The sequence below is a fragment of the Shewanella kaireitica genome, from assembly GCF_023284045.1.
In the GTDB taxonomy this organism is placed as follows: domain Bacteria; phylum Pseudomonadota; class Gammaproteobacteria; order Enterobacterales; family Shewanellaceae; genus Shewanella; species Shewanella kaireitica.
Genome location: NZ_JAKIKQ010000020.1, coordinates 1 through 21,657, shown reverse-complemented (window position 1 = coordinate 21,657; position 21,657 = coordinate 1). Strand labels below are relative to the sequence as shown.

General features: G+C 43.0%; 18 protein-coding genes and 1 pseudogene. 3 read left to right on the top strand and 16 right to left on the bottom strand.

What is annotated here, in order from left to right; translation table 11 throughout:
- Positions 1-36 precede the first annotated feature (36 nt).
- Positions 37-918: a hypothetical protein gene (locus L2730_RS18940; RefSeq protein WP_248976021.1), complete on the bottom strand. Its 882-nt coding sequence runs from the start codon at positions 916-918 to the stop codon at positions 37-39.
- A 165-nt stretch (positions 919-1,083) separates the two neighbouring features.
- Positions 1,084-3,738: an ATP-binding protein gene (locus L2730_RS18935; RefSeq protein WP_248976020.1), complete on the bottom strand. Its 2,655-nt coding sequence runs from the start codon at positions 3,736-3,738 to the stop codon at positions 1,084-1,086.
- Between the two features lie 105 nt (positions 3,739-3,843).
- Between L2730_RS18935 and L2730_RS18930 the strand changes: the two genes are divergently transcribed.
- Both L2730_RS18930 and L2730_RS18925 read left to right on the top strand, forming a co-directional pair.
- Positions 3,844-4,341: a hypothetical protein gene (locus L2730_RS18930; RefSeq protein WP_248976019.1), complete on the top strand. Its 498-nt coding sequence runs from the start codon at positions 3,844-3,846 to the stop codon at positions 4,339-4,341.
- A 2-nt stretch (positions 4,342-4,343) separates the two neighbouring features.
- Entirely contained in the window at positions 4,344-5,384 is a 1,041-nt protein-coding gene (locus tag L2730_RS18925; RefSeq protein WP_248976018.1) for a hypothetical protein, read from the top strand.
- A 271-nt stretch (positions 5,385-5,655) separates the two neighbouring features.
- Here the strand turns inward: L2730_RS18925 and L2730_RS18920 are convergent, their stop codons facing one another.
- The 14 genes from L2730_RS18920 to L2730_RS18855 all read right to left on the bottom strand — a co-directional run bounded on the left by L2730_RS18920 (position 5,656) and on the right by L2730_RS18855 (position 20,958).
- Positions 5,656-6,651 carry a hypothetical protein gene (locus tag L2730_RS18920; protein WP_248976017.1) on the bottom strand — a complete coding sequence of 332 codons (996 nt, stop codon included), beginning with the start codon at positions 6,649-6,651 and terminating at the stop codon, positions 5,656-5,658.
- Positions 6,652-6,709: 58 nt separating this feature from the next.
- Positions 6,710-8,161, bottom strand: a complete 1,452-nt coding sequence (locus L2730_RS18915) for a DUF3131 domain-containing protein (RefSeq protein WP_248976016.1) — start codon at positions 8,159-8,161, stop codon at positions 6,710-6,712.
- A gap of 8 nt (positions 8,162-8,169) precedes the next feature.
- Positions 8,170-8,496, bottom strand: a complete 327-nt coding sequence (locus L2730_RS18910; protein WP_248976015.1) for an Hpt domain-containing protein — start codon at positions 8,494-8,496, stop codon at positions 8,170-8,172.
- Positions 8,497-8,595: 99 nt separating this feature from the next.
- Positions 8,596-9,873 (bottom strand): glycosyltransferase, encoded by a 1,278-nt coding sequence (locus L2730_RS18905; RefSeq protein WP_248976014.1) that lies wholly within the window; start codon positions 9,871-9,873, stop codon positions 8,596-8,598.
- Positions 9,874-10,064: 191 nt separating this feature from the next.
- Positions 10,065-11,030, bottom strand: coding sequence for a hypothetical protein (locus L2730_RS18900; RefSeq protein ID WP_248976013.1), 966 nt, complete (start codon positions 11,028-11,030; stop codon positions 10,065-10,067).
- A complete protein-coding gene (locus L2730_RS18895; protein ID WP_248976012.1) occupies positions 11,020-12,408 on the bottom strand; it encodes a DUF3131 domain-containing protein in 1,389 nt (462 codons plus the stop codon). The genes L2730_RS18900 and L2730_RS18895 overlap by 11 nt, the downstream gene beginning before the upstream one ends.
- Before the next feature lie 23 nt (positions 12,409-12,431).
- On the bottom strand, positions 12,432-13,826 hold the full coding sequence (locus tag L2730_RS18890; RefSeq protein ID WP_248976011.1) for a DUF3131 domain-containing protein: 1,395 nt from the start codon (positions 13,824-13,826) through the stop codon (positions 12,432-12,434).
- A 10-nt stretch (positions 13,827-13,836) separates the two neighbouring features.
- Complete coding sequence (locus L2730_RS18885; protein WP_248976010.1) at positions 13,837-15,171, bottom strand: DUF3131 domain-containing protein; 1,335 nt, start codon at positions 15,169-15,171, stop codon at positions 13,837-13,839.
- Positions 15,158-17,017 (bottom strand): glycosyltransferase family 2 protein, encoded by a 1,860-nt coding sequence (locus L2730_RS18880; protein WP_248976009.1) that lies wholly within the window; start codon positions 17,015-17,017, stop codon positions 15,158-15,160. Before L2730_RS18880 ends, L2730_RS18885 begins: the two co-directional genes overlap by 14 nt.
- A 100-nt stretch (positions 17,018-17,117) precedes the next feature.
- Positions 17,118-17,567, bottom strand: coding sequence for an ATP-binding protein (locus L2730_RS18875; RefSeq protein ID WP_248976008.1), 450 nt, complete (start codon positions 17,565-17,567; stop codon positions 17,118-17,120).
- Positions 17,568-17,576: 9 nt separating this feature from the next.
- Complete coding sequence (locus L2730_RS18870; RefSeq protein WP_248976007.1) at positions 17,577-18,770, bottom strand: nucleotidyltransferase family protein; 1,194 nt, start codon at positions 18,768-18,770, stop codon at positions 17,577-17,579.
- A 13-nt stretch (positions 18,771-18,783) separates the two neighbouring features.
- Positions 18,784-19,116 carry an STAS domain-containing protein gene (locus L2730_RS18865; protein ID WP_248976006.1) on the bottom strand — a complete coding sequence of 111 codons (333 nt, stop codon included), beginning with the start codon at positions 19,114-19,116 and terminating at the stop codon, positions 18,784-18,786.
- Between the two features lie 12 nt (positions 19,117-19,128).
- Positions 19,129-20,346 (bottom strand): SpoIIE family protein phosphatase, encoded by a 1,218-nt coding sequence (locus L2730_RS18860; protein ID WP_248976005.1) that lies wholly within the window; start codon positions 20,344-20,346, stop codon positions 19,129-19,131.
- A 216-nt stretch (positions 20,347-20,562) separates the two neighbouring features.
- Entirely contained in the window at positions 20,563-20,958 is a 396-nt protein-coding gene (locus L2730_RS18855; protein ID WP_248976004.1) for a nitrous oxide-stimulated promoter family protein, read from the bottom strand.
- A 346-nt stretch (positions 20,959-21,304) separates the two neighbouring features.
- Between L2730_RS18855 and L2730_RS18850 the strand changes: the two are divergent.
- Positions 21,305-21,657 (top strand): annotated as a pseudogene (locus tag L2730_RS18850) (hypothetical protein); the annotation flags it as partial.

Sequence of the window (21,657 nt, the reverse complement as noted above, 5' to 3'; positions counted from 1 at the left end):
GGGCGTAAAATCCATGATATAAGCCGAGTTACAACATTATTTTTTTTCGTCTTGCATCAGTTTTTGTAAGTAAGCGAGCTCTTCTGAGCTGAGTAATTGCTGGCTCGCTTTCATGGGCGATTTTTCAGTAGGGCGGGTTAATTTACCCCGTAAAAATGCAGCGTAGGTGATCTGTTTTAAGCCGTAAATAGCGAGGATATAAATAGTGAGTAGTAGTACCAGTTTTGTTGCAGCATGATTGATGCTTATAAACTGCTCCCCCAAGTAAAAGGGTAAAATGACCAGTACAGCTCTGATAATCCAATTACTCAATAACGCTAAAGTCAGCACCAGTAACCATCTAAACTTGATGTCCTTCAGGCTCTCTTGGTGTAATCGAGAGGTGCGCCCTGGATAGTGGCTGAGCATTTTTAATAAAAAGAAAAAATAGAGTGTAGTTTGCAAAAATAGTAACCCTGGCAGAGTGGCACCAAGCAAACTCAGATGGCTCAATGCTGGAGCGCTACTTAGGGAAATTTCTGGGAGTTGTTCCTGTTTTATTACGCGGTAAATCGCAGTGCTGAGTACGGTAATCGCGACGATTAAAGAAGGGTAGAAGTGAGGTGAAAAACCAATCGGGGTTTTCGCATCATGCAAGCTTCGATAGCAATACAGGTAAAGCATCGGCATCAACAGAAAATAGACTGGGATGATTAAGAGAAAGATAAAGTGTATAGGGGCGGGCGCATTTTCTTTAGTGAGTAGGCCTGTAAAAAAATAAAGTGCCATTAGGCTAAAGATACTACCTAAAATTTTATGATTACCATTTTTCTCATGATAGATATAACGGATGTATAAACCTAGGCCTAGGCAGTGAAGACCACCAAGCAAAGAGAGCCACCAATACCCTTGTGCAATAAAATCACTAAATTCATTCATATTGTTGTTATTTCAACCTATTAACTTGTGAGATGCAAGTTTAGGTTTGAGTCAGTAAAGACTATTGGCCAATTGACAGGCTTATCGCTTTAACTGAAATTAAATTATGAACGGTAATTCTTAAACTAGCACCGACCCAGGAAGCATAGACCATTACGAGATATTTTAACTCGCAAGCTTAGATACTTGCTTAAGCTTGTCGAGCAGTACGTCTTTTTTGAAGGGTTTAGCCAAGTAATCGTCCATGCCAGACTCATAGCACTTCTCTATATCTTGGTCTAATACACTGGCAGTAAGCGCAATGATGGGGAGGCGTTGCTCTGAGTGTTGCTTTTCCCACTCTCTGATCTTAGTTGTAGCAGTAAAACCATCCATTACCGGCATCATACAATCCATCAAAATTGCATTGATTTCTTCGCCTTTAATAATAAACTCAAGTGCTTCCAGTCCGTTATTAGCGATAACAAAATCAAATCCGGCTTGCGTGACGAGCAGTGAAGCCACTTTTTGATTAACCAAGTTGTCCTCAACAATAAGAATAACGATTTTTACTTTTTCGTCATTGCCATTGGTTAGTGTTTTAACAGTTGTTATCTGTGATTTATTACGCAGTATTCTATTTTCGATACCATTTTTTATGGCATTGTTAAAGCGTCTACCAAGAAGTGGCAAAGTGATTGTTGAGTCAATATTGTCGAGGGCTCTTTGCTCTGAAGGGGTGTTTACTGCGATGGTAAATATATCTTTTTTGGAGAGCACTTCTGGTAATGTTGTTAGGGCGTCTCTGGTGGCTGATGAGTTATCAACGAATAATAGATCAAATTTCTGTTTGTCTTGTAGTAGATCGAAGCAGGATTGATAGCGGTAGTTCAACTTGAACCCTTGCTTCAAGCATGCATCATCAATGATATCGATAATATGGTTATCATTTGATATTAGTGCGGAAGTAAGGTGTTTGAATTCATTATTAACGGGAGGGACTTGTGCAATTATGCGTGCTTTTAGCTCAACGGAGAAGCAGCTGCCCTTACCTTTTTCTGAGCTAATAAGTATATCTCCGCCCATCAACTCCACTAGTTGCTTACAAATGGCTAAACCTAAGCCAGTGCCACCAAACTGACGTGTGATAGTGCCATCTTCCTGTGTAAATGGGGAGAAGATCTGTTGCTGTTTGTCTTCAGCGATCCCTATACCGCTATCATAGATTTTTATCTGTATTTTTGCGTATGGCTGTGCATCAAGCTGGCTGGTGATAGCCACTTTAATAAAGCCTTCAGTTGTAAACTTCACAGCATTCGACAGCAAGTTCATCAGTACCTGCCGCATACGGTGTTCATCAAGTGAAACAAGGTGCGGTATCTCGGCAGGAATATCAATTTGTAAGTCGAGATTCTTTTCAGAAATCTTAGCTAATACCATTGTGAGGGTGTCATAAACCACTTCTGCAATATTTGTATCGGTATTGGTAATCGATAGGTTTCCGGACTCAATTTTGGATAGATCTAAGATATCATTAATCAGCAATAACAATGTGTGCGATGACGTTTCTATAGTGTGCAGATATTCTGTTTGTACTGGTGTTAGCTTAGTGCCTGCTAGAATCTCGGACATCCCTATGATGCCATTTAAGGGGGTTCTAATCTCATGAGACATATTAGCCAGGAAAGAGCTTTTGGCTAGATTTGCTTTTTCTGCATCTGATTTTGCACGTAATATTTTCTCATCATTGAGGTAACGCTCGTGAATAAGATTGTTGAGTTTTTTAGAGAATAAGCTGAGCTCATCTTTACCGCTCTCATTTATTTTATTCGAATAATCATGGGTTTCCTCGATCTTAGACATGGTTTTTATGACATGCTGCAGATAATAAAGGATACGTCGATATAGATTTGCGCCTATGGTGGCAATGATAAGTAGTGACACAAATAAAGCGCTACAAAATACAATGATTAGATTTTTTGATTGCGCGATTTCACTGTGGATATTACTCGTCAGTTTCTCTGAAAATGTGGTTACTATAAATTGGATTAAGATTAGTCTTTGGCTGAAGGCGGCTAAGCTTTCTCTAGGGCTTTCAACGAGTACGTCTTGATGCAAAATATGGCTGCGTAACTGGTAGCTTTGCTCAAATGCCTTATCAGAAAAGGTGCTCAGCAGTAGATCCACTTGCTCTGGTTTGGCATTAATATTGATAAAGCGTTCGACATAAAGCTGCTGCCTCTCTGCGCTCATGTTCAATTGATTTAGCAGTTCGGTGTCAGTGCGATTGCTGAGCAATTGATTAATCAGCCACTTCTCTTCTGCGGACCATAATGACAACCATTGTAGTTGGAATAAGATGGTTAGATTTTGGTTGATCTGTTCTGGCACATCTAGTCTATCTTTTTCTAATATTATAAGTGCTTGGGCCTGTAATTCCTGCATCCAGGTCGACCAGTCAACCAGGCTCTCTTTAGTCAATTCCGGTGATTCTGCTAGCGCCTCTTTGGTGCTGGAAAACCATGCTTGGATATCCTCTGTATTCTTTGCGGTAAATGCGCTAGGCAGTAATGCTGGAAATTGGGCGACTAATGGGGTGAAATCAGCTAATACAAAAGGTTGTCTTTGCTCGTATAGCTGCTCTCTAGCTTGATTGATTTTAATATCGAGTGCAGAAAATGATTCAAGGAAAGTCACTTTACTATTTAATGTATTGAGTGCACTTACATTATTAGTCTGCTTTCGGATCTCTAATGCTGAGAGAAATGCAGCAAAAAGTAATGGCAGTAATACCAGCGCCAACATCCTTGTCTTTATTGAAATGCGATTCAATAAGTTCATTTCTACTCCTTGAATTGAACGTACTAGCCATAACCTTGTGTAATACATGACTCTTGACTATATTCAGCATAGTACAAAAAACTATCAAGGATTGAAGGTTTTTATATGTTTAATGGATTAAACCACAAGGCTTTGTTTCGCAAAATAAAGCTGGTCATATTGATAGCAACTCTGTATTTATCCCCTTCAATTTATGCGTTGGCAGCCGATCCGGCTGAAAGCACTGATGTCGAGTTTGCCATTTTTACTCTTAACAATGAGCTCCCTCCTTTAAGTAAAAGCAAAGCCAGAATGCTCTATCGTGGAAAGTCTAAAAAGATAGGTGGTAGCCTTAAGATTGTACTGGTTGATCTACCTGAAACCTCCATGCACCGTGAAGACTTTTACAGCATGTTGCTGGGTAAATCGGTAACACAAATGAATGGCTATTGGGCTGGCTTAGCTTTTTCGGGTAAAGGCTCACCACCAGAAGAGCTTGATAGTGATGATATAAAGCAGATCCTTAAATGGTTAAATGAAAACCCTAATGGTATCGCCTATGCGCCGATTGAGTCGGTTCCTGAAGAAGTTAATATCTTAATTACCGTGCCACAGGGAGAGTAGTCATGTTATTAAGCCGTCAATGTACGATTATAATATTGAGCTTGGGAATGATTGCCAATTCACAGGCCAGTATAGAGCTAACTGATGACATCATGTTAAGTGGTTTTGGTTCAACCTCTATTAGTAAAACAGATAATAAAACACCGCTATTTGTTAATCGTGAAATTACCGATGAAACTTGCTATGACTGCGATACTATATTTGGACTACAGCTTGATGTAGATCTCTTTGAGGGACTGGACGTTTCAGCACAATTGGTGAAACGTACTCAAGATAACTGGAGTGAACCTGAACTTGAATGGGCGTATCTAGGTTATGAATTTGGTGACTTTGAAATTCGCGCCGGTAGGCTGCGTATTCCACTATTTTTGGTGTCGGAGTTTTATTATGTTGGTCAGGCTTACACTTGGGCGAAACCGCCGGAGGAGGTCTACGATGCCATTTTAGGCTTTACTTCTTATGATGGTTTTTCTCTTGCTTGGGACTATGAAATATCTGATGAACTCTCGCTACATATCTCGCCTTATTATGGTTTTGATAAACTCAATGAAGTAGAAATTGGCACAGATACATTGCAGTTTGATACTGAATATCTGGCGGGTGTTTATGTTGATCTAGTTAGTTTCAATTATCGAGTCCATGCAGGGTTTATGCAGGCTAAATATACTCAACGGCCATCGCCACAACCTCAAACGTTGAACATATACACTCTGGGCGTTGAATACAGTTTGGATGCTTGGTTGTGGATGGCTGAAATTGAATATGATGAGCTGCAGGTAAACTGGTATGCCAGCGCTGCTTATGCATTCGACGAGCTGACTCCTTACCTTGTGTATGCTGAAAGCCATGAATTAAGAGAGAGTAAAGGGGTAACTGTAGGATTACGTTATGATGCAACTTCGACGATCTCACTCAACCTTGAAATGCGATCTATTTTTTCTCATGAACCGGGCAATCGCGCCCAATTTATTACTTCACCGCTATTATATGGTGAAAAAGAAGATGTTGATTTGCTTAGTCTTACTGTGAACTTCGTGTTTTAGTGATGGATAGCATTGTATTTTGGCTGTGCTTTTATCTAATGATGCTGCTGATCGCGGTTATCATAGGTTATTACAAAGGCAATATCGTTGCTGGCGTGCTGTTGGGCTATGTTCTGGGGCCAATTGGGGTGATTATTTTATTGTTGAGTAAAGACAGAAAAATGCTGCCCTGCCCAGAGTGTGGAAATAAAATTCATCGCCACTCTTATAAGTGCCCTCATTGCCACCAAAAAGTACTCAATAGGATGAGTCTTTAGAGGATAAGCGGTTATTAGAAATCGAATGAATAACTAATACTGATTGAACCATCTTTAAACCTGCCGGTATCAGGTCCTCTATCCGCACTATTCCAGCGGTTGCCTGAATAGTTATTATATTGAATGGTAATCGTACCTGGGCGCCAGTCAAAGTAACCAAAGCCGTAAGTGAAATCAGGGTTCCACCGTTGTTTTTGGCTGCTGTCTAAATAATAAAAGGTGGTTCCATTAACGTACCAATTTCCGACAATGGAATACTTACAACCTAAGCTTATCGTTTGATGGCTAGTTTTATATTCGATAGTGTCTAAGTCAAAATACTCAGGGGTATAGTTGTAATCAAACTGACAACCTATCGCTCCCTCATCAGTGAAAGACAGCCAATCAACAAAGGGTTTGCTGATTGGAAACTTCCAGCCTAGTGCCCAGGTTCCTTGAGAGAATTCTGTATGTTTACCCCCCGGTTCTGGCGAAAAACGGTTACCACCATAATTAGAATACAGCAGACTAAATGTATATGGCCGCCAATCGCTATAACCAAATACATAGGTAAAATCAGGGTTCCAGGCTTGCTGTAACTCTTTGTCAAAATAGTGATAGGCGGTTGCTGATATAAACCAATTACCAATAATCGAGTATTTTAGCGATAGGCTTGCAGTTAGATTTTGATTGCTCGGGCCTGTGGTGGCATTTGCGGGGATAACGGCAGCGATATCTACCAATGGATAGCCTATTGCAACACTGGCGCTCCAGCGTTTATACCAAGGGAGATCAGTGTTCCAAGTTTCAAATGGCAACATAAATGAACTGCTGGCGCCTTTCCAAATCAAGTCGGCTTCTGAGGGCTGCGCTATTTTGGTAATGGCAGGGCTATTGATAACCTTCTTTTCTACAGGCTTTGGCGCATGCTTTGCCATCTCTGTTTGGTGTTCGCTAGCTAAAGTCTCAGCCGTAAAAAAGCAAAGGATGGAGATCCATTGTGCAGTATTGCTTGTCCGTCCTTGGCGCATTTTCAAATGTGTCTTTCCTAACTAGTAATCGCATTTTTCATTCAGTGACTTACCATTTCTACTCTTGCCAAATTGCTTTTCGGCCACGCATTTTGTACCAAAGGCTGACTAAGATCAGCGAGTTAGTATTTATATTATAGGCGGTATTTGTTTTTCCATCACGGTAAAGTCCTGTAGGGATCTCTTGATGGCGGACACTGTTGGTTATGACCTGTAATGCGAGATTTTGACTGTACTCATTTTGAAAAATAACGCTCATCGCAAATGCGGCTTTATTGCTAAATGTTTGTGAGTCGACAAAAGGTTTACCTGAATGGGAAACGCTATGCCAAGCTTGACCTTGATAGTAAATGTTGTTGTATAAGAACCAAGGTGATTTACTCAACGAGTCTTCAGCAAAAGCGGTTAACCTCTGACTTATCATGTACCTTTTATTGTGCAGTAGGAAAAGTGTCTCTAGCTGATTCCAACAAGAGCTTTCATCACTTATCTCAATGGTATAAAGCAGAAAAGGGTCGAGTGTTAAGAAAGGCAGATTACGGCCATCGACTTTTAGCGGCATACTATCGATATCCACCTGTTGTAATGCGTTACAATTAAATGCATTAGCAACATCTAACCCCATCATTTGATAGCCAGTCGCAGCGTATTGTAAGTAGCCAAGGCGCCCTTCTTGGCGGAAGTTCTCCTTTTTAGAGTTGAGTTTGGTGCCATAGAGCGTTTTACGGTGCACGGCGGCTGCTAGTCGCCATTTCTGTTTGATGTTGCTGATATCATTGGCAAGGTGCGGTTTTTTTCGGGCTACAATGGTGAGCCATATATACAGTCGTCCAAGATCCAAAGCCGACCAACCATTACCATTTGATGGAGTCTGGCTAAAGCGACCTGATGGTTTGCCTGTGACTGTATTGTATTGTCTATTGGGAAGTTTATCGTCATACAAAGGCAATTCATAAAGGGTGTTAAGTAGCTTAGCAAGCCGAATATCGATGATGTGTGAGTCGCTAACTCCGAGCGCTTCTAAGGCTAATAATGCACCTATTCCACTGGCTACATCCCACATCGTGGTGTGAGGGTAACCTTGCACCGAATCAATCATTCCGGTTTCTTCATTCCAGTTTTTATCTATGTAGCGCTGGGCTTTACTAATGAGAAGTTTTTCATGACGGTTTAGGGGAACGGATATTGACCTTGGGGTGAGAGTGGTGATATTTCTCTCAACTATTGCTGCACTATCAGTGCTTTGGCTATTGGCTGTTATAGCTGCTTTGCTTGTTTCTATAATCGGTATTACAGCTCGGCGCTGAAACTCAATCTGTGCTTGAACTGGAGACTCTGAGCCCAATATGACCCTCGAGACTCTTTGTGGATTAGCTGGTGTTGGCGTTTGTTCATTAAGGTGCTTTTGATTGTTTTTTGCCCAAGTATGATGAGCGGTCGTTACGCTCAGAATGATCAAAGAGCACACTGCGATATGCTGGATGCTCTTTGGTGATACTGGTGATTTCAATGTGCACCTTATTGCAAAATACCTGCTATTTGTTGGTTAATCTCTTTTATTTTACCGCACAGTGCGTTGATATCATTCCTCGCCGGAAGCGAGCCTGCTTGAGAGCTTGATTCAATTGCTTGAGCTAGTGTCATCGCTTCTTTAGCGCAAAGGTTACTAAACATCCCTTTTAGTTCATGTGAAAGCTGAAATAGCCCATTAACGTCATCTTTGGAGAAGCGACTTTGGAGTACATTATCGCTTTCCCCGTATTCTTCTAAGTAAATGCTAAGTAGCATTTTTACCATGGAGTCATCATCTCCACATAGTGCTCTTAATTCATTAACTTCTATCATTTTTAGATCCTTTCTTGCTCATTTATCGGCTATGTTAAGTACTCTCATAGCTGTGCGAATATTGCTGACGCACGAATGTGTAGCTTGGATGAGTCCTTCCTAAGTTATGGTCGCGAGTTGCTCAGCTTTTACTTTACTCAACCACAGCTTTAATGCCGCAGGGCTCATCAGTTGAGGGCTACCAAGCTCAGCGTCACTGGCGTGTAACAGCTCTTCTGGCAATAGATCTATAATGCGATCTAAATCTTCTGCCGTTTTTATCTCTTTGTCGATCAGTTGTGCCATCTCTTGATTGTAATCTGCTCCCCTTGCGCGTAGTGCTTTTACTAAGCCTTGCAGTAAAGTTAACCAAGTACTCATCGGTCCCTGGGTTATAGAGGCTGACTCAGCTGCTGAGTCGATAAAAGCAAAAGGGACTGTGGCAATACGCTGTTGCTGCTGCATTGCCGCTAAGATCCAGTCGGTATCGAAGGAGAAGTCGAATACGGTGGGTTGAGCAAGAATGGGCAATAGGGCTTCACGGCTAAAGAGCTTGTAAGCGGCTTGAGTGTCGTGAATACCCTGTGAAAAAATAGCCGAGCCAACCATTCTTTGCATATGCCTGAGTGTTTTGATCCCAATGCCCCAGCGTTGTTCTTGTTTGACTAAAATAGACAGCGGATCTTTACGGTTACCTAGTACAACCTGAGCATTGTTCGCGACAAAAGGAGCCAATATGAGCCCGAGTTGTCCCATATGTACTGAGTTGTCTGCATCGGTGTAGATCACAGCATCAACGCCATCGTCTAGCGCTTGCATGCAGCCATGAATAATAGCGCCGCCTTTTCTTGAATCATCGACATTTTTTAGTTTAGCTAGTGGCCCCTTAGTCGCAGTAATGCCGTCTTTGAGGTTGAGTACCGATATCTTTTCTGGTTGTGAGCTTCTGCTCGCGATGCGTTTGGCTATAGTGAAGCTACCGTGAGGACATCCGTCGTCAACAGGGTAAAGTTGCCAATTTACCTTGGTGCCTTTACATGCCCAAGTGAGTTGAGTGACTTTGGTCAGTAAAGAGTTTTCACCGTTGATATTCGATGGACTTTTTTCTAGTAACCTGTGATGCTCACCCCACATGGCAAAGACAATTCCAATGGAGATAGGTTTTGTGATTTGCTTTAAGTATTTGCGTGATTGCACAAGCTTTACTGCTAGCTTGAATGCCAACGGGCAATTCTCTTTTTGAGCCAATGCGGCAAGTTGTGCTGGCGAGGTTTGTTTTAGACCGAGTAAAGAATCTGCCAGTTCAAGGAGACAAATCTGGTGAGAGGATTCTGTTAAATCAAATTGATTACTAGCGGAGCGATAGATTTGATCGAGATCTTCTTTATGTATTTTCATAATGAATCCTTTCATTTATTGACTCTTCCTGAGCGCTCAGTAGTAAGTTCTACAACGACATTAAGCTTATTAAAATGTAGTAATAGATTCTTTAAACAGCAAGCTGATTAGCATTATTAGTTGTAGGTTATAGTGATTGATTGGCCTGAATTTAGTTTATAGTGCTGTATCGTTAGTCTATGTTAGCGATTTTATTGACCTTCAGCTTTCTCGGTAGCAGTTTCTGAAACAGCGTTTTCTATAGGCTCTTTTGTTATCGAAATCGGTTCTATTTGTCGTTTTTGCAGTGACTCTACTTTGATTGCTTGTGTTTGATTGATGCTGCCAATTCCCAGTGGATTGCTCGGAGAGATATCATCTGCTGATGCCTCTGAAGCTGCAGATTGAACTTGTGCTGCAGAGGCGGCACCTGTGTCTGATGCATTGATGATAGGCTCTTCTTTTTGTTGAACTGCGGGTAGCGGGTCATTAGTATCAGCGGGGAGGGGCGTTGGAGTAAAAGACGGAGAGTGAGAGAAATTAGTATCATAACCCGATAGTTTTTTGCCCGCCTCTTGCTGCGGATTTATTGCTGTTGGCGCAACGGCTGTAACGGGCTGAACCATAGCGTTATTGACTGTGGAGTCATAGCTATTAAGCCCCAATTTTGGTGTAGTGAAGGCGAATAGGTTTAGCTTTTCATCCCACAGTTGAAGTGCGGTGAGTTCTATATCGAGGTTTTCGTCAATACCGCTGGTGACATCGGTGACTTGCATGGCGACCGATAGTTGAGTGTTAGCGGTTTCTAGACGTTGATGTAGGTTTTGTTGCACTTGAGACCAATTAGTACCGCCAGTTAGCAGATAACGGGTGCTATCTGCCCAATATTGATAGGCGATTGGGTCTTCAGATCTGTCAGCGGCTATGGCAGCGAGTGATGCTGCAAGACCTGCCGATTGCCACATCTGCTGCTGGGATACTTTTTGCGGATTACTTAATAACAAAACACTGAGTTGATGCCAATGGGCTGCAGCCTGTGGATAGCGCCCTTTTGCCAATAAATAGTTGCCTTTGCTGAAGGGGCGTAATTCAAGGTTAAGCGCTTCAGCCACAGCTGTTTTTCCACTCGTCATGAGCCATAGTGCAAGCGCCATGGCTAAATAGTGTTTATATCTCATCGAATGTCTCCACTAAGCATTTACCAGGATGATCGAAGCGAGAGTTGAAGCGTACATCGCGATACTCTTTATCCTCTTGTCCTCGGTAAAGCTTGCCATTTACTTTGTACAGCAATGCCTCTAGCACACCAGCATTGGTTTTTAATGTGATACTTTTTTCATAGGCGCTTGAGATCTCATAGCGGCCTTCATACCAGCCTCGCTGTGGGTGATATAGCTCTTTTACTAGCGTGATTAGTCGCTCGGTGTAATCTGTTTTCCATAGCGCCCACATTTGAAAGGCAACCCTAGTTGAGATAAGTGCTAAATGGTCGTGGCTGCTACCATCTTCAGCGACGGTTATCCAAGGTGTGCCGAGTGCATAAATGGCGTCATAGACAAAATAAGGTTCACCAGAAACGACATGCTCACCGCGGGCGGTATAGATCCGCTCGGTATCCCAGCGGCTTTGTTGAACTTGATAGATTGAGTCAGCCATGGCGGCTAAAGGTTCATTACTGTGCAGGGCGTCGAGTGAGTGTAAGTCGTCAAGGTCATCCCAATTAAACTCAAGCCCTAACCACAGATAAGGGGTGCTAAATACAGGTCTTAACACGTCATAAAAACGGGGATCTCTGCCATCGAAAAGCAGATCAATACCATTGATTGTCGCGACTTCGTATGGCTCAAGCGTCATTGATTTTTTAGGGATGATTTGCCAGTCTAAATAGCCATAAGAGGCATACTCTTCAATGCCTAAACGCCCCTCTTTGTAGCTGTGTACCTGGCCATTATTAATATTGCCTCCATAAAGCTCTCCCTTATCGGAGACTAAAGCGCAAAAGTTCCAGCGTAAAACACCTTTATCTATATATTCTGAGAACTCAGGGTTGTGTTGTTTAGTGATCGCTAAGGCGATGAGTAGTCGACCGATATCGACTGCCGACCATCCTAACTCTGCAGGTTGGTTGGCATAATTAACCATGGTGCGATTAATGGTTGAATAAACTTTGTTGGGCACGCCTTGGCGAGTGAGTGGCATTGTTACCAAAAAATCAATCGCCATGGTTAGCCGCTCGTCATGAGCTTTACTGGAGATGAGTTCGAATTGGCGGGCAGCCTGCAGTGCAATAAGGTAATCAGCCAGAGAGGTCATATCCATAGTGGGATAATTATCTATAGAGTTGACTAACCCTGTAGAGAGTTGGGTATTATTGGCAAAATATTGCCAAGCGGTATTGGCCCAGGCAATTTCTTGCTCGTTGAGTTCACCGTGTCGACCTTGACGAATAACCTGTGATTCATTTACTCCAGATACGCCAGACTGAACTCCCTGGTATATAAGACCACAAGCTTGAAGGTTGAGTAGTAATAACAGCAAAACACATAGTCGTAGCATAGAACCCCAGTTAGGTTGCTGAACTAGTCAGCTGAAACTGTTCTAGGTAAGCATTGGCCTTCATAACCAAAAGGACTTTGCAGTGCTTTTTCCCATAGGCTAGGCGCGACAGGATCCTTATATTGGAGTATTTTACCTTTCTTCTTATACAGTAGGATTTCGAGCAAAATGCCATTATTGTTGGAGGTGAAAGTGTCAATTAGCCCTGTGCCATTCTCAAATATCCCCTCATAGAACCCTTTCTCGCGGTCATAAACATGGCTCACATGCTCAAAGAGTAGATCGGTATACTCGGTATCCCATAACACCCACATTCCCATAGCACCTTTGATGGCAACTGCCGAATATTGAGGCAGGAATGCACCCACTTCGGAGATCGTATTCCAAGCAAAGCCATCGGTGTAGATGGTGTCGTAAACAAAGTAGGGCGCACCAGCGAGCTGATGCTCGGTTCTAGCGGTGAGAATACCGGTTTCGTGATAGCGCTTTTCTTGTACTCGGTAGATCTGCAATGCAAACTCAGCGACCCAATCGTGGCTATAGTTGTTATCGTGTGCGCTACGATCTGAAGTTACATCCCAACCAAATTCAATCCCATCCAGCACATAACTTTCGGTGACTACGTAACTATGGGCTTTTAGCTTGCGTGGATCGCGGGTGTCGTAGGGGATGTCGTAGCCATACATGTTAATGGTGGCGTAGGGTTCAGGCATCAAGGCCTGTTTTGTATTGAATCCCCAAAGCTCAAACCCTTTAGCTGCATACTCTTCATAGCCTAGGCGACCTTCCTGTAGATATTGTACTGGTTTGCCCGGTTCTAGCAGGGCACCAAACATGGTTCCCGTCTCATCGACTACATTACAAAAGTTCCAGCGTAGTACCGCTGAGTCGATAGCACTGGCATACTGTGGAAATCGATGTTTAACAATGTGTAGCCATATAAGTAATCGTCCCAGATCAAGCGCAGAGTAACCGATTTCACCGGGCTGGTTAGCATAATCCACCTTGGCGGCAGTTTGGGTGTTATACGCTTTGTTTGGTAGCTCTCCCATAAATAGGTCTATGGTATTAAGAGTGGCAATAAAACGGATAAAACGGCGATCGAACTCCTCTTTTTGAATAATGCCAAACTCCAAGGCACTTACCATTCCTGCTAGATAGGATGACGCATCCCACCAGGTGACAGAAGGGTAATCGTTTACCGCATTTACCATTCCTGTAGACTCTTGGTAGTTATTGACGAAGTACTGCCATGCAATAGTCGCCATCTCCATCTCTTGCTCGGTTAACTCTCCTGAGCGCGGTTCGGGAACATCCCAATGAGAATGTCGTTTAACAATATCGTTAGAAAAACCTTGGTAGCTGTTACCGCATGCAACGACAAATAGAGCGACACATAGTATTAAAATTAATTTCATAGGCATCTCTCTATAGTTGATTTTCAACACCGACATTCAGTAAGGCACCATTTTGAATGTAAGCTAATGACTCTAAGACGATTCCATTTGTGTTAGCCGTAATCGCTTTATTGGCTTCTCCGGTCTTTTCGTAAAGACCTGAATACCAACCCTTACTGTCGGAATAGAGGCTGTCGACACCAGTGATAAGCTTATCGGTATAGGGAGTGTCATAAAGCGCGTACCAACCGAAAGCGGCCTTGGTTGATAGCGTTTTAAAGTCAGAGGCATCTTCACCAGTATCGGTAATGGTGTTCCACTTTTTACCGTCAGAAAACACAGTGTTGTAAACAAAGTAGGGGGCTTGGTCGATGTTATCTTCGCTTACCGCAGTGATAATGCCAGAGCGCTTGTAGCGCTGTTCTTGGGCTTGATAAACCCTAAAGGCAAAGATCCGCGATACACTGTCTGCACCGAACTCTATACTGTCGAGAATATAGGACTCACTCACCACATAGTTATGTGCATGATACTTGGCTGGATCGCGGCTATCAGTTGGAACTTCAATGCCATCAATGGTAATCAGCTTCAGATAGTCGGCATACTTTAAGGCATTAAATACATCTCGACCCATAAGACTTAATGCTTTTGATGCATATTCTTCATAACCAATACGGCCCTCTTGGACTAACTCCAACCCAGTGCCAGAGGCTGCAGGTCTTGAACCGAACAGGTAGCCATCTATAGTCATCTCTCCCACTTGCCAATGCTGTAAGACGCTATTTACTTGTTTATTGAATTTAGGGTATTGCCAAATGAGGATGTTCATCGGTACCAGAATGCGGCCAATATCGATTGCTGACCATCCGATACCATCATTATCAGAGACTGGTTGGTTAGTGTAATCAACCATCTGTAGAGTTTGTGTATTGTATGCTTTGTTGGGCAACTCATCTCTGACTAGAGGCAGCCGCGCTAAGGTTACTAACGCCTTTTCCATTTTAAGATTGAATTCGTCATAGCTAATCACGTTAAGACGTTGAGCTGAGATCAGTGCCATTAGGTAGGATGCTGTATCCCACATAGTTGTTGAAGGATAGCCATCCACTGAATTGACCAAGCCTGTATTGTCTTGATAATTATTTTCGAAGTAGCGCCAAGCAGTCTTAGCCCACTGATACTCTTGGTCAGTTAATACCCGACTCTCTCTAAAGGGAATGGGTTCTGATGGAGCGAAAGAGAGATTGCCCATCACCTGATTGTATTCGCGGGTTTCGATCGTAAAAGCGATGGCTAGTGCCGTAAATAGCCCTGCTAAGAACACTATATGGTGGCGCGCTTTTACAAATGAGCTACTCGATTCCATAATCTAACTCCTTGGTCGTTTCAACAGTGCTGGATACGTCATCCGCTGGTGGTGACCAGCATGCGGCAGCGATCATGCCCCACATGGCCATCATGTTATTGATGGTCCAAAAACTATTGAGGATCAGTCCTCCGAGGGAGTAGCTACCAAATGAGTTGCTACTGTAGGCGTACCAAGCAAAAAGCATACTGCCAAGGCTGAGTACAAACACTGAAATTTGTGGGATCACCAGGTGCAGAAATAAACCTTGCTGGCGACTTTTTGGAGTGGTGGGGAAACTGATTTTTTTACCGCGTAGGACTGTCCATAAAGCCCGCAAGTTGACCGGAAAAAAAGAGAGGAAATTTGTTTTGCCTTGGTAACCCGCAACCCCCCAAGTACCGACCATCATCGCGAGTTCTGCGGTAATAACAAAAGGAAGAAAGTGCATATAGAATGTCGTGTCGTAAGCACTGACAGGCGCAATGCTGGTAAGGAAGTACACGATTGGACAGGCCAAGAAGATGATATTCCAAATCGCTGAAAGATTAGACCAAAAGCTGGCGCCATACATTAACTTCTGTTTTAGGCTCATGCCTTTTTTAAATAGCGGATTATCATTCATGAAGATATCTATCGAGCCGCCTGAATATTTAAAGCGTTGCACTGTCCAGCTCTGTAGGTCTTGCGGAGATAGCATTTTACTTTCGATTTGAGGATGTTGAATCGATCGCCATTCTCGTTCGGTATCACCGTGAAGGATAAGCGAGGTGTAGATGTCTTCGGAAACATGGAATTTGTAGGGAGTGAATTCAGTGTCGAAGATAATTTCTTGGCGTAGATTAGCCGAGATATTCTTATCGACACTCTTCTCCTTAGTGAGTTTGCGGATCTGCTTTTCCACCTCCTCATGCTCTTTGCTGATCTGTTGGCTATAACTTCTCAGCGCTGCTTCCATGACGGCTTCACGGCGATGTATTGAGCCAGCACCACAGCAAAATGAGGCATTTGCCCAATTACGGCGTCGCTGAATGACGTCATAAAACATCTGCGGATCGTTGGCGTAGGGATCGCGCCCGAGTGTGACTGGGCCGTAGATTTTCTCAAATGCTGTCCCCAGCCAGCTAATGGGTGTGCCTAGGCGTTTTTTGAGCCAGACTGGCAGTCTTTCGCCGGCTGGCAGATCGAAAAACCATTGAGGTGTTTGCACCCATGCCACGTCAGGGTCTTTAAAGTAACCCAAAGTATTTTCTAAAATGCTGGGAAAAGGACGGGTATCGGCATCACATATAACAATAAAGTCACCGTAGGTTTGCTCAAGTGCGTTACGCAAGTTACCGGCTTTATAACCAATATTATTATCACGAGTGATGTACTCGACTCCCATGTCGGCGGCGAGCTGTGCCATCTCTGGCCGACGGCCATCATCAAGAATAAAAATGCGTGTTTCTATTTCATGGGGGTAACGTACATTTAAGGCATCGCGAATACTCAAGGCTACTAATTCTGGCTCTTCATCATAAGTCGGGAACATGATATCGACGCCTATGGGTCTATCATCCATGGGGTCATTAATGCATTCATTTATCGTGGCTGGTGGGCTTTTAATGGGCTCGTCAGCAGTTTTCCATAGGTTAAAAGCAAATAGGACAGAGCCGATAAAGGCACAGGACTCTGCAAAAGCCAGCGGTAGCGAAAACCACATTGCATCGTAGTTGAGTGCAAATCCCCAGCGCCACACCAGATACCAGATGCCGAGCGCAATATTACAGGTCGCTAGATACTGATAAAGCAGCTCTCTTGATGCGCTATAGTTTGCAGGTTGCGGTGGAGTTCGTTTTTCAAACTCACTGAAGTAAAAGTCCATTTATCTATTCTCCGTGCACTTATCTGTTTTGACTAAGGCGCTTTTATCTTGTGGCTACCTCAAGTCGTGCTGCATAGCCTGAACTGCAATTTATTTTGGTTCAGCTTGCGCTTTTTTGTAGCTTCAATGTGTTGCGGTTTTGGTGTGAAAAATACTCTAGCTTGTCTGACAGCTCTTGAATGATCTTCAGCCCTCGTTTACTTTGTAGCCAAGTTTCTGGGTCGTCAGCTAGCGGTTCTACAAAGTCTGTACTTAATAGCTCCTCAAGCACGCAACTGGGCATTGAATGACCAAAATCAGAGATCTCGATAATCAGATTTTGAGTCTTGCTCATATAGGATTTGGCTTCAAACTTGTCGCCTTCGTTATTGCAGTAGGCGTGCTCAAAAACATTGTTGACCACCTCCACAAGGCAAAGCTCCATCTGCCCTATAATCAGTTCATTAAGTCCCAGGCTATTCCAGTAAGGCACTATGTCTTCAGCAACCTCTCTAGATGCTTCTAAACTGCTGAGGTATTCTTTGTGAAACGTCCTTGTGTTCACGTTCATAAGCTGACCTTATTTTACCTGTTGTAGCGGCACCGGTTCAGCCGTCGGGGTTTGCAGTGTGTTATAGATATCGTTGATACTGGCTTGTCCGGTTAAAGGGCGTGAGACATTACGGTTTTTCAGAATATGCACATACTGACAGTCGGCCAATAGCTGGGTATAACCATCGTGCCCTAACAAGTAATCACCAAACATGGTTTTGTTAACTATGTAGGCGTCGTTAGCTAAGTGGATGTAATCGCAGATGAGGGTATTGCTGACAAGACTCTTAGCGTCGACTTTGCAATTAGCCCCCACAACAGCTGGACCTATGATGGTTGCGCCATTTTGAATTTCGCAGCCACTGCTAATAATTACTGGCGCAGTAATCTTACATTTAGAGATATCAATTTGGGTATTGATACCAACCCAAATGCCGGGGGCTAGCTGGGTGCCAGGAATTGGATAGCCTTTCACTTTTCCATTCAATATATCACTGGTCACTTCCCAGACATCTTTAACCTTACCAACATCTAACCATTGGAAATCCATGTTAACGGCATAGAAATGGGTTTTTCTTTCGACTAACAGTGGAAATAGGTCGCTACCGATATCGAATTCGGTGTTTTTGGGGATAAAGTCAAAGATGGCGGGTTCGAAAATATAGATCCCGGTATTGATCTTGTTGGATAAGGCCTCTGATTCTAGTGGCTTTTCTTGAAAGCTAACCACTTGTTCATACTTATCTGTAACCACAACGCCGTATTTGCTCACTTCTGAAGAGGGCACTTCGCGAGTAATAATAGTAGCGATACCACCGTGTTTCTTGTGATGTTCGACAGCTTCTTTAAGATCTAGGTCAATCCAAGCATCGCCGCAAACTACCACAAAGGTTTCGTCGAAAAAACCTGAGAAATCTTGTACTTTTCTCATGCCGCCAGCTGAACCTAATGCTTGGCTAACAAATTCTCCATTAACCTCTTTAGCTTCATATGAATAGGAAAGCTGCACATTGAAATGGTGACCATCGCCAAAATAGTTTTCGATAATTTCAGCTAAGTGGCTAGTGTTGATCACTATTTTATCTATGCCACTTTTGGCAAATAGTTGGATCATTGATTCCATTACGGGTTTCCCCAAAATAGGCACCATTGGTTTTGGAATTGCGTAAGATATTGGCTTAATACGGGTGCCTTTCCCTGCGGCTAGGATCATTCCTTTCATAACATCTACCTCTTTAAGCGGTTGGAGCCAGTGCATCTTCAATTGTTGGGTGGCTGAGAATTAGTTTGTCCATACGGGTTAGTTTGAGCAGATCCGTGATGGGCTTTTGTGGGTTAACAATGCTTATTTTGGTATTGCGTAGCATTTTATAAGCACCCATTACCGCACCGAGTCCACTGCTATCCATAAAGCGTACTTCACCCAGATCTAGCACCAAATGATCTCGAATGTTGCCTTTTATTTGCTCCAACTGCTCCCTGAATGCAGGGGCAAGTTTTGCATCAAAACGGCCTTCATTGATTTGGATTATGGTGTACTGACCTTTTTCTATAATATCGAATTGCATAGTGTTTCCTCTCTATTCACCTTGCCACTCAAGGGCAAGCAGGCTGATATCATCATCGAACTGTGTTATGCCAGCCCAAGTACTAACGGCCTGGACGATACTGTCGGTTTGCTGCGCTCTAGGTTTGTTGCTCTGGGTTAGAACTAGTTGTTTTAAGCCGACCTCTGAATACTGATTTTTTTGTTGGTCTTCCGCTTCAGTGATACCGTCTGAATAGAGAAACACCCTGTCGCCAGGCTTTAGTTGTACTTGCTCTGTCTTGTACTCTGCAAAGTCGAACATGCCGGCGACAAAGCTATCTTGTTCGATAAATTCACTAGACAGTTCTGACTTTCGCAGCCAAATCATGGGGGGATGACCTGCAAAGGCATATGTCAGCAAGCCGTTTTTAGTGTTTAAAACGGCATAAACCATAGTGAAATACAGGTTGTTTTGGTCGTGGCTGATATAGCTTTGATTCAGGTGGGAGATAACTTCACTAGGTTCTATGAGGCTGTAAAAAGGATCGGTATCTTTCTTACGTTTTACATTAGAGGTGGTGCCTGAATTTGAACTGATACTTTGCTGGATAGAAAATGACATTAAAGCTGAAGCTACGCCATGTCCTGCTACATCAAACAGATAGACGGCTATGTGCTCTTCATCGAGTTGCATACAGCCCAGCATATCACCGCCAATTTGTGCACTGGGAATATGGGTGTAGTTAATTTCAACGCCTTTAAAGCTTGTTTGGTTAGGCAGCATGCGTTGAATGAGCTCGCTGGCTGACTCTAAATCCTGTTTTATGGTGGCATAGGCACGATCGAGTTCGATGTTTTTAGCCACTAGCTGATTGTGCAATTCAAGCGTTCTAAAGCCTGCCTTTAGCCTAGCATCAAGTTCATTGATGTTGGTATCTTTTGCTACAAAATCATTTGCGCCAGCGTTGATGCCTTCTACAATCGATTCTTTATCGTCTCGGCCTGAAAGTAGAACGAAGAAGATATAGCGGCCATACTCGGGAGATTTTAGCTGGTAACAAAGTTCAATGCCGTTTAACTCTGGCATCATCCAGTCGCTAAGAACAAGTTGAATATTGGGGTGAGATTCGAGTTGTAAGAGCGCATCTATACCGTGCTTGGCAGTTACGACTTGATAGCCACGAGAAGACAGCATTTGCGACATCATCAACAACATGACTTTATTGTCTTCTACGAGCAGGATCTCTTTGGTCAAAGCGGCAGCCTCCATGCTGAATGTTCCCAACGAGCCATATCAACATCGCAACGTTGTTCAAATAAGTCCGTTTACTTTCCGAAAGTCTAGTAGTGAATGATAGATACGACAAGAAAGCGCATGATACTATTTGAGAGTATCGTGCGCTTAGGGAGGTTTTCTCAATATAATGAGTCAGATATATAATTTGTCTGCAACCAGCAGAGTTAGCCAGCAGCAGTGCTTAGAAGGTTAATTTTCAGATTTAACTTTAATGCGAAGATGTCTGTTTGAAGCTTCTGCAGGTGGCTTTCCTGGCGCATCTTTACGCTCAGAGAGTAAATGCCTAATAGCCATAATAGGGTGCGGAAGTAACATTCTAGGGCCTGCGAATATCATTATTTCGCGCGCTTTTTGTTTCATATGTGGTTTGTAACAATGTACCGGGCACTTATTACACGTTGGCTTGTCTTGTCCATATGGGCATCTATCTAGACGTGTATGAGCATATTCTTTGAATGCTTGGCAGTCCTGACAAACATCCCCATCAGTGCTTTTATGGTGAGCTTTACAGTAGATTTCGACCATCGCAGAGATGGTTTTAAACTCGCTAAGTAATTTGCCAGTTAAAAGTTGTTCAAAAGCCATGTTATACCTTAGTAAGCCACTGGGTTATTACCATCATAAAACCCTACCAAGCGACAAACAAAAATCATGTATTAAAGTTTGAAGGTGCGCACAAAATAGCGCTTTAACACTCCTTTTAGCGCAAGCTTTCCATTTTATGAGTGGGCTATTTCAGCTGAACTATGCTGCCTTTTTGACTAAATTGGTCGATATAGTGCACTATTTTTGATACCCGATTAAAAAATAGGTATAAATACTTGATTTTAGTAAAGAGAATAGATTAATAATAACGTTCTATTTTCGTGCAATTTGACATGCTTAAACAGACTCGCATATTGAGTCTCTGGCCAACCACTGGTGGAAAAAAATGAAAATTATTGCCATTATTTTGCTTATCTTAATTGGCGTTTATCTCTATAAGCGTACTCAACGATTAGCAAATGAAGAACAAGAACAAAAAGCTCAGCAAGAAGAGGCTGCCAAAGAGGCACTAGAAGCTGAAGTAAAAGATATTACACCAACAGCAGATAGCGACGTGTCAACTCCGTCAGATGAAGGTGTCAGCTTTGATAAAAAGCTTGATATTGAAGGCGAGGCGCTTGAAATCATGCCAGAGCCAGAGCCAGAGCCAGAGCCAGAGCCAGAGCCAGAGCCAGAGCCAGAGCCAGAGCCAGAGCCAGAGCCAGAGCCAGAGCCAGAGCCAGAGCCAGAGCCAGAGCC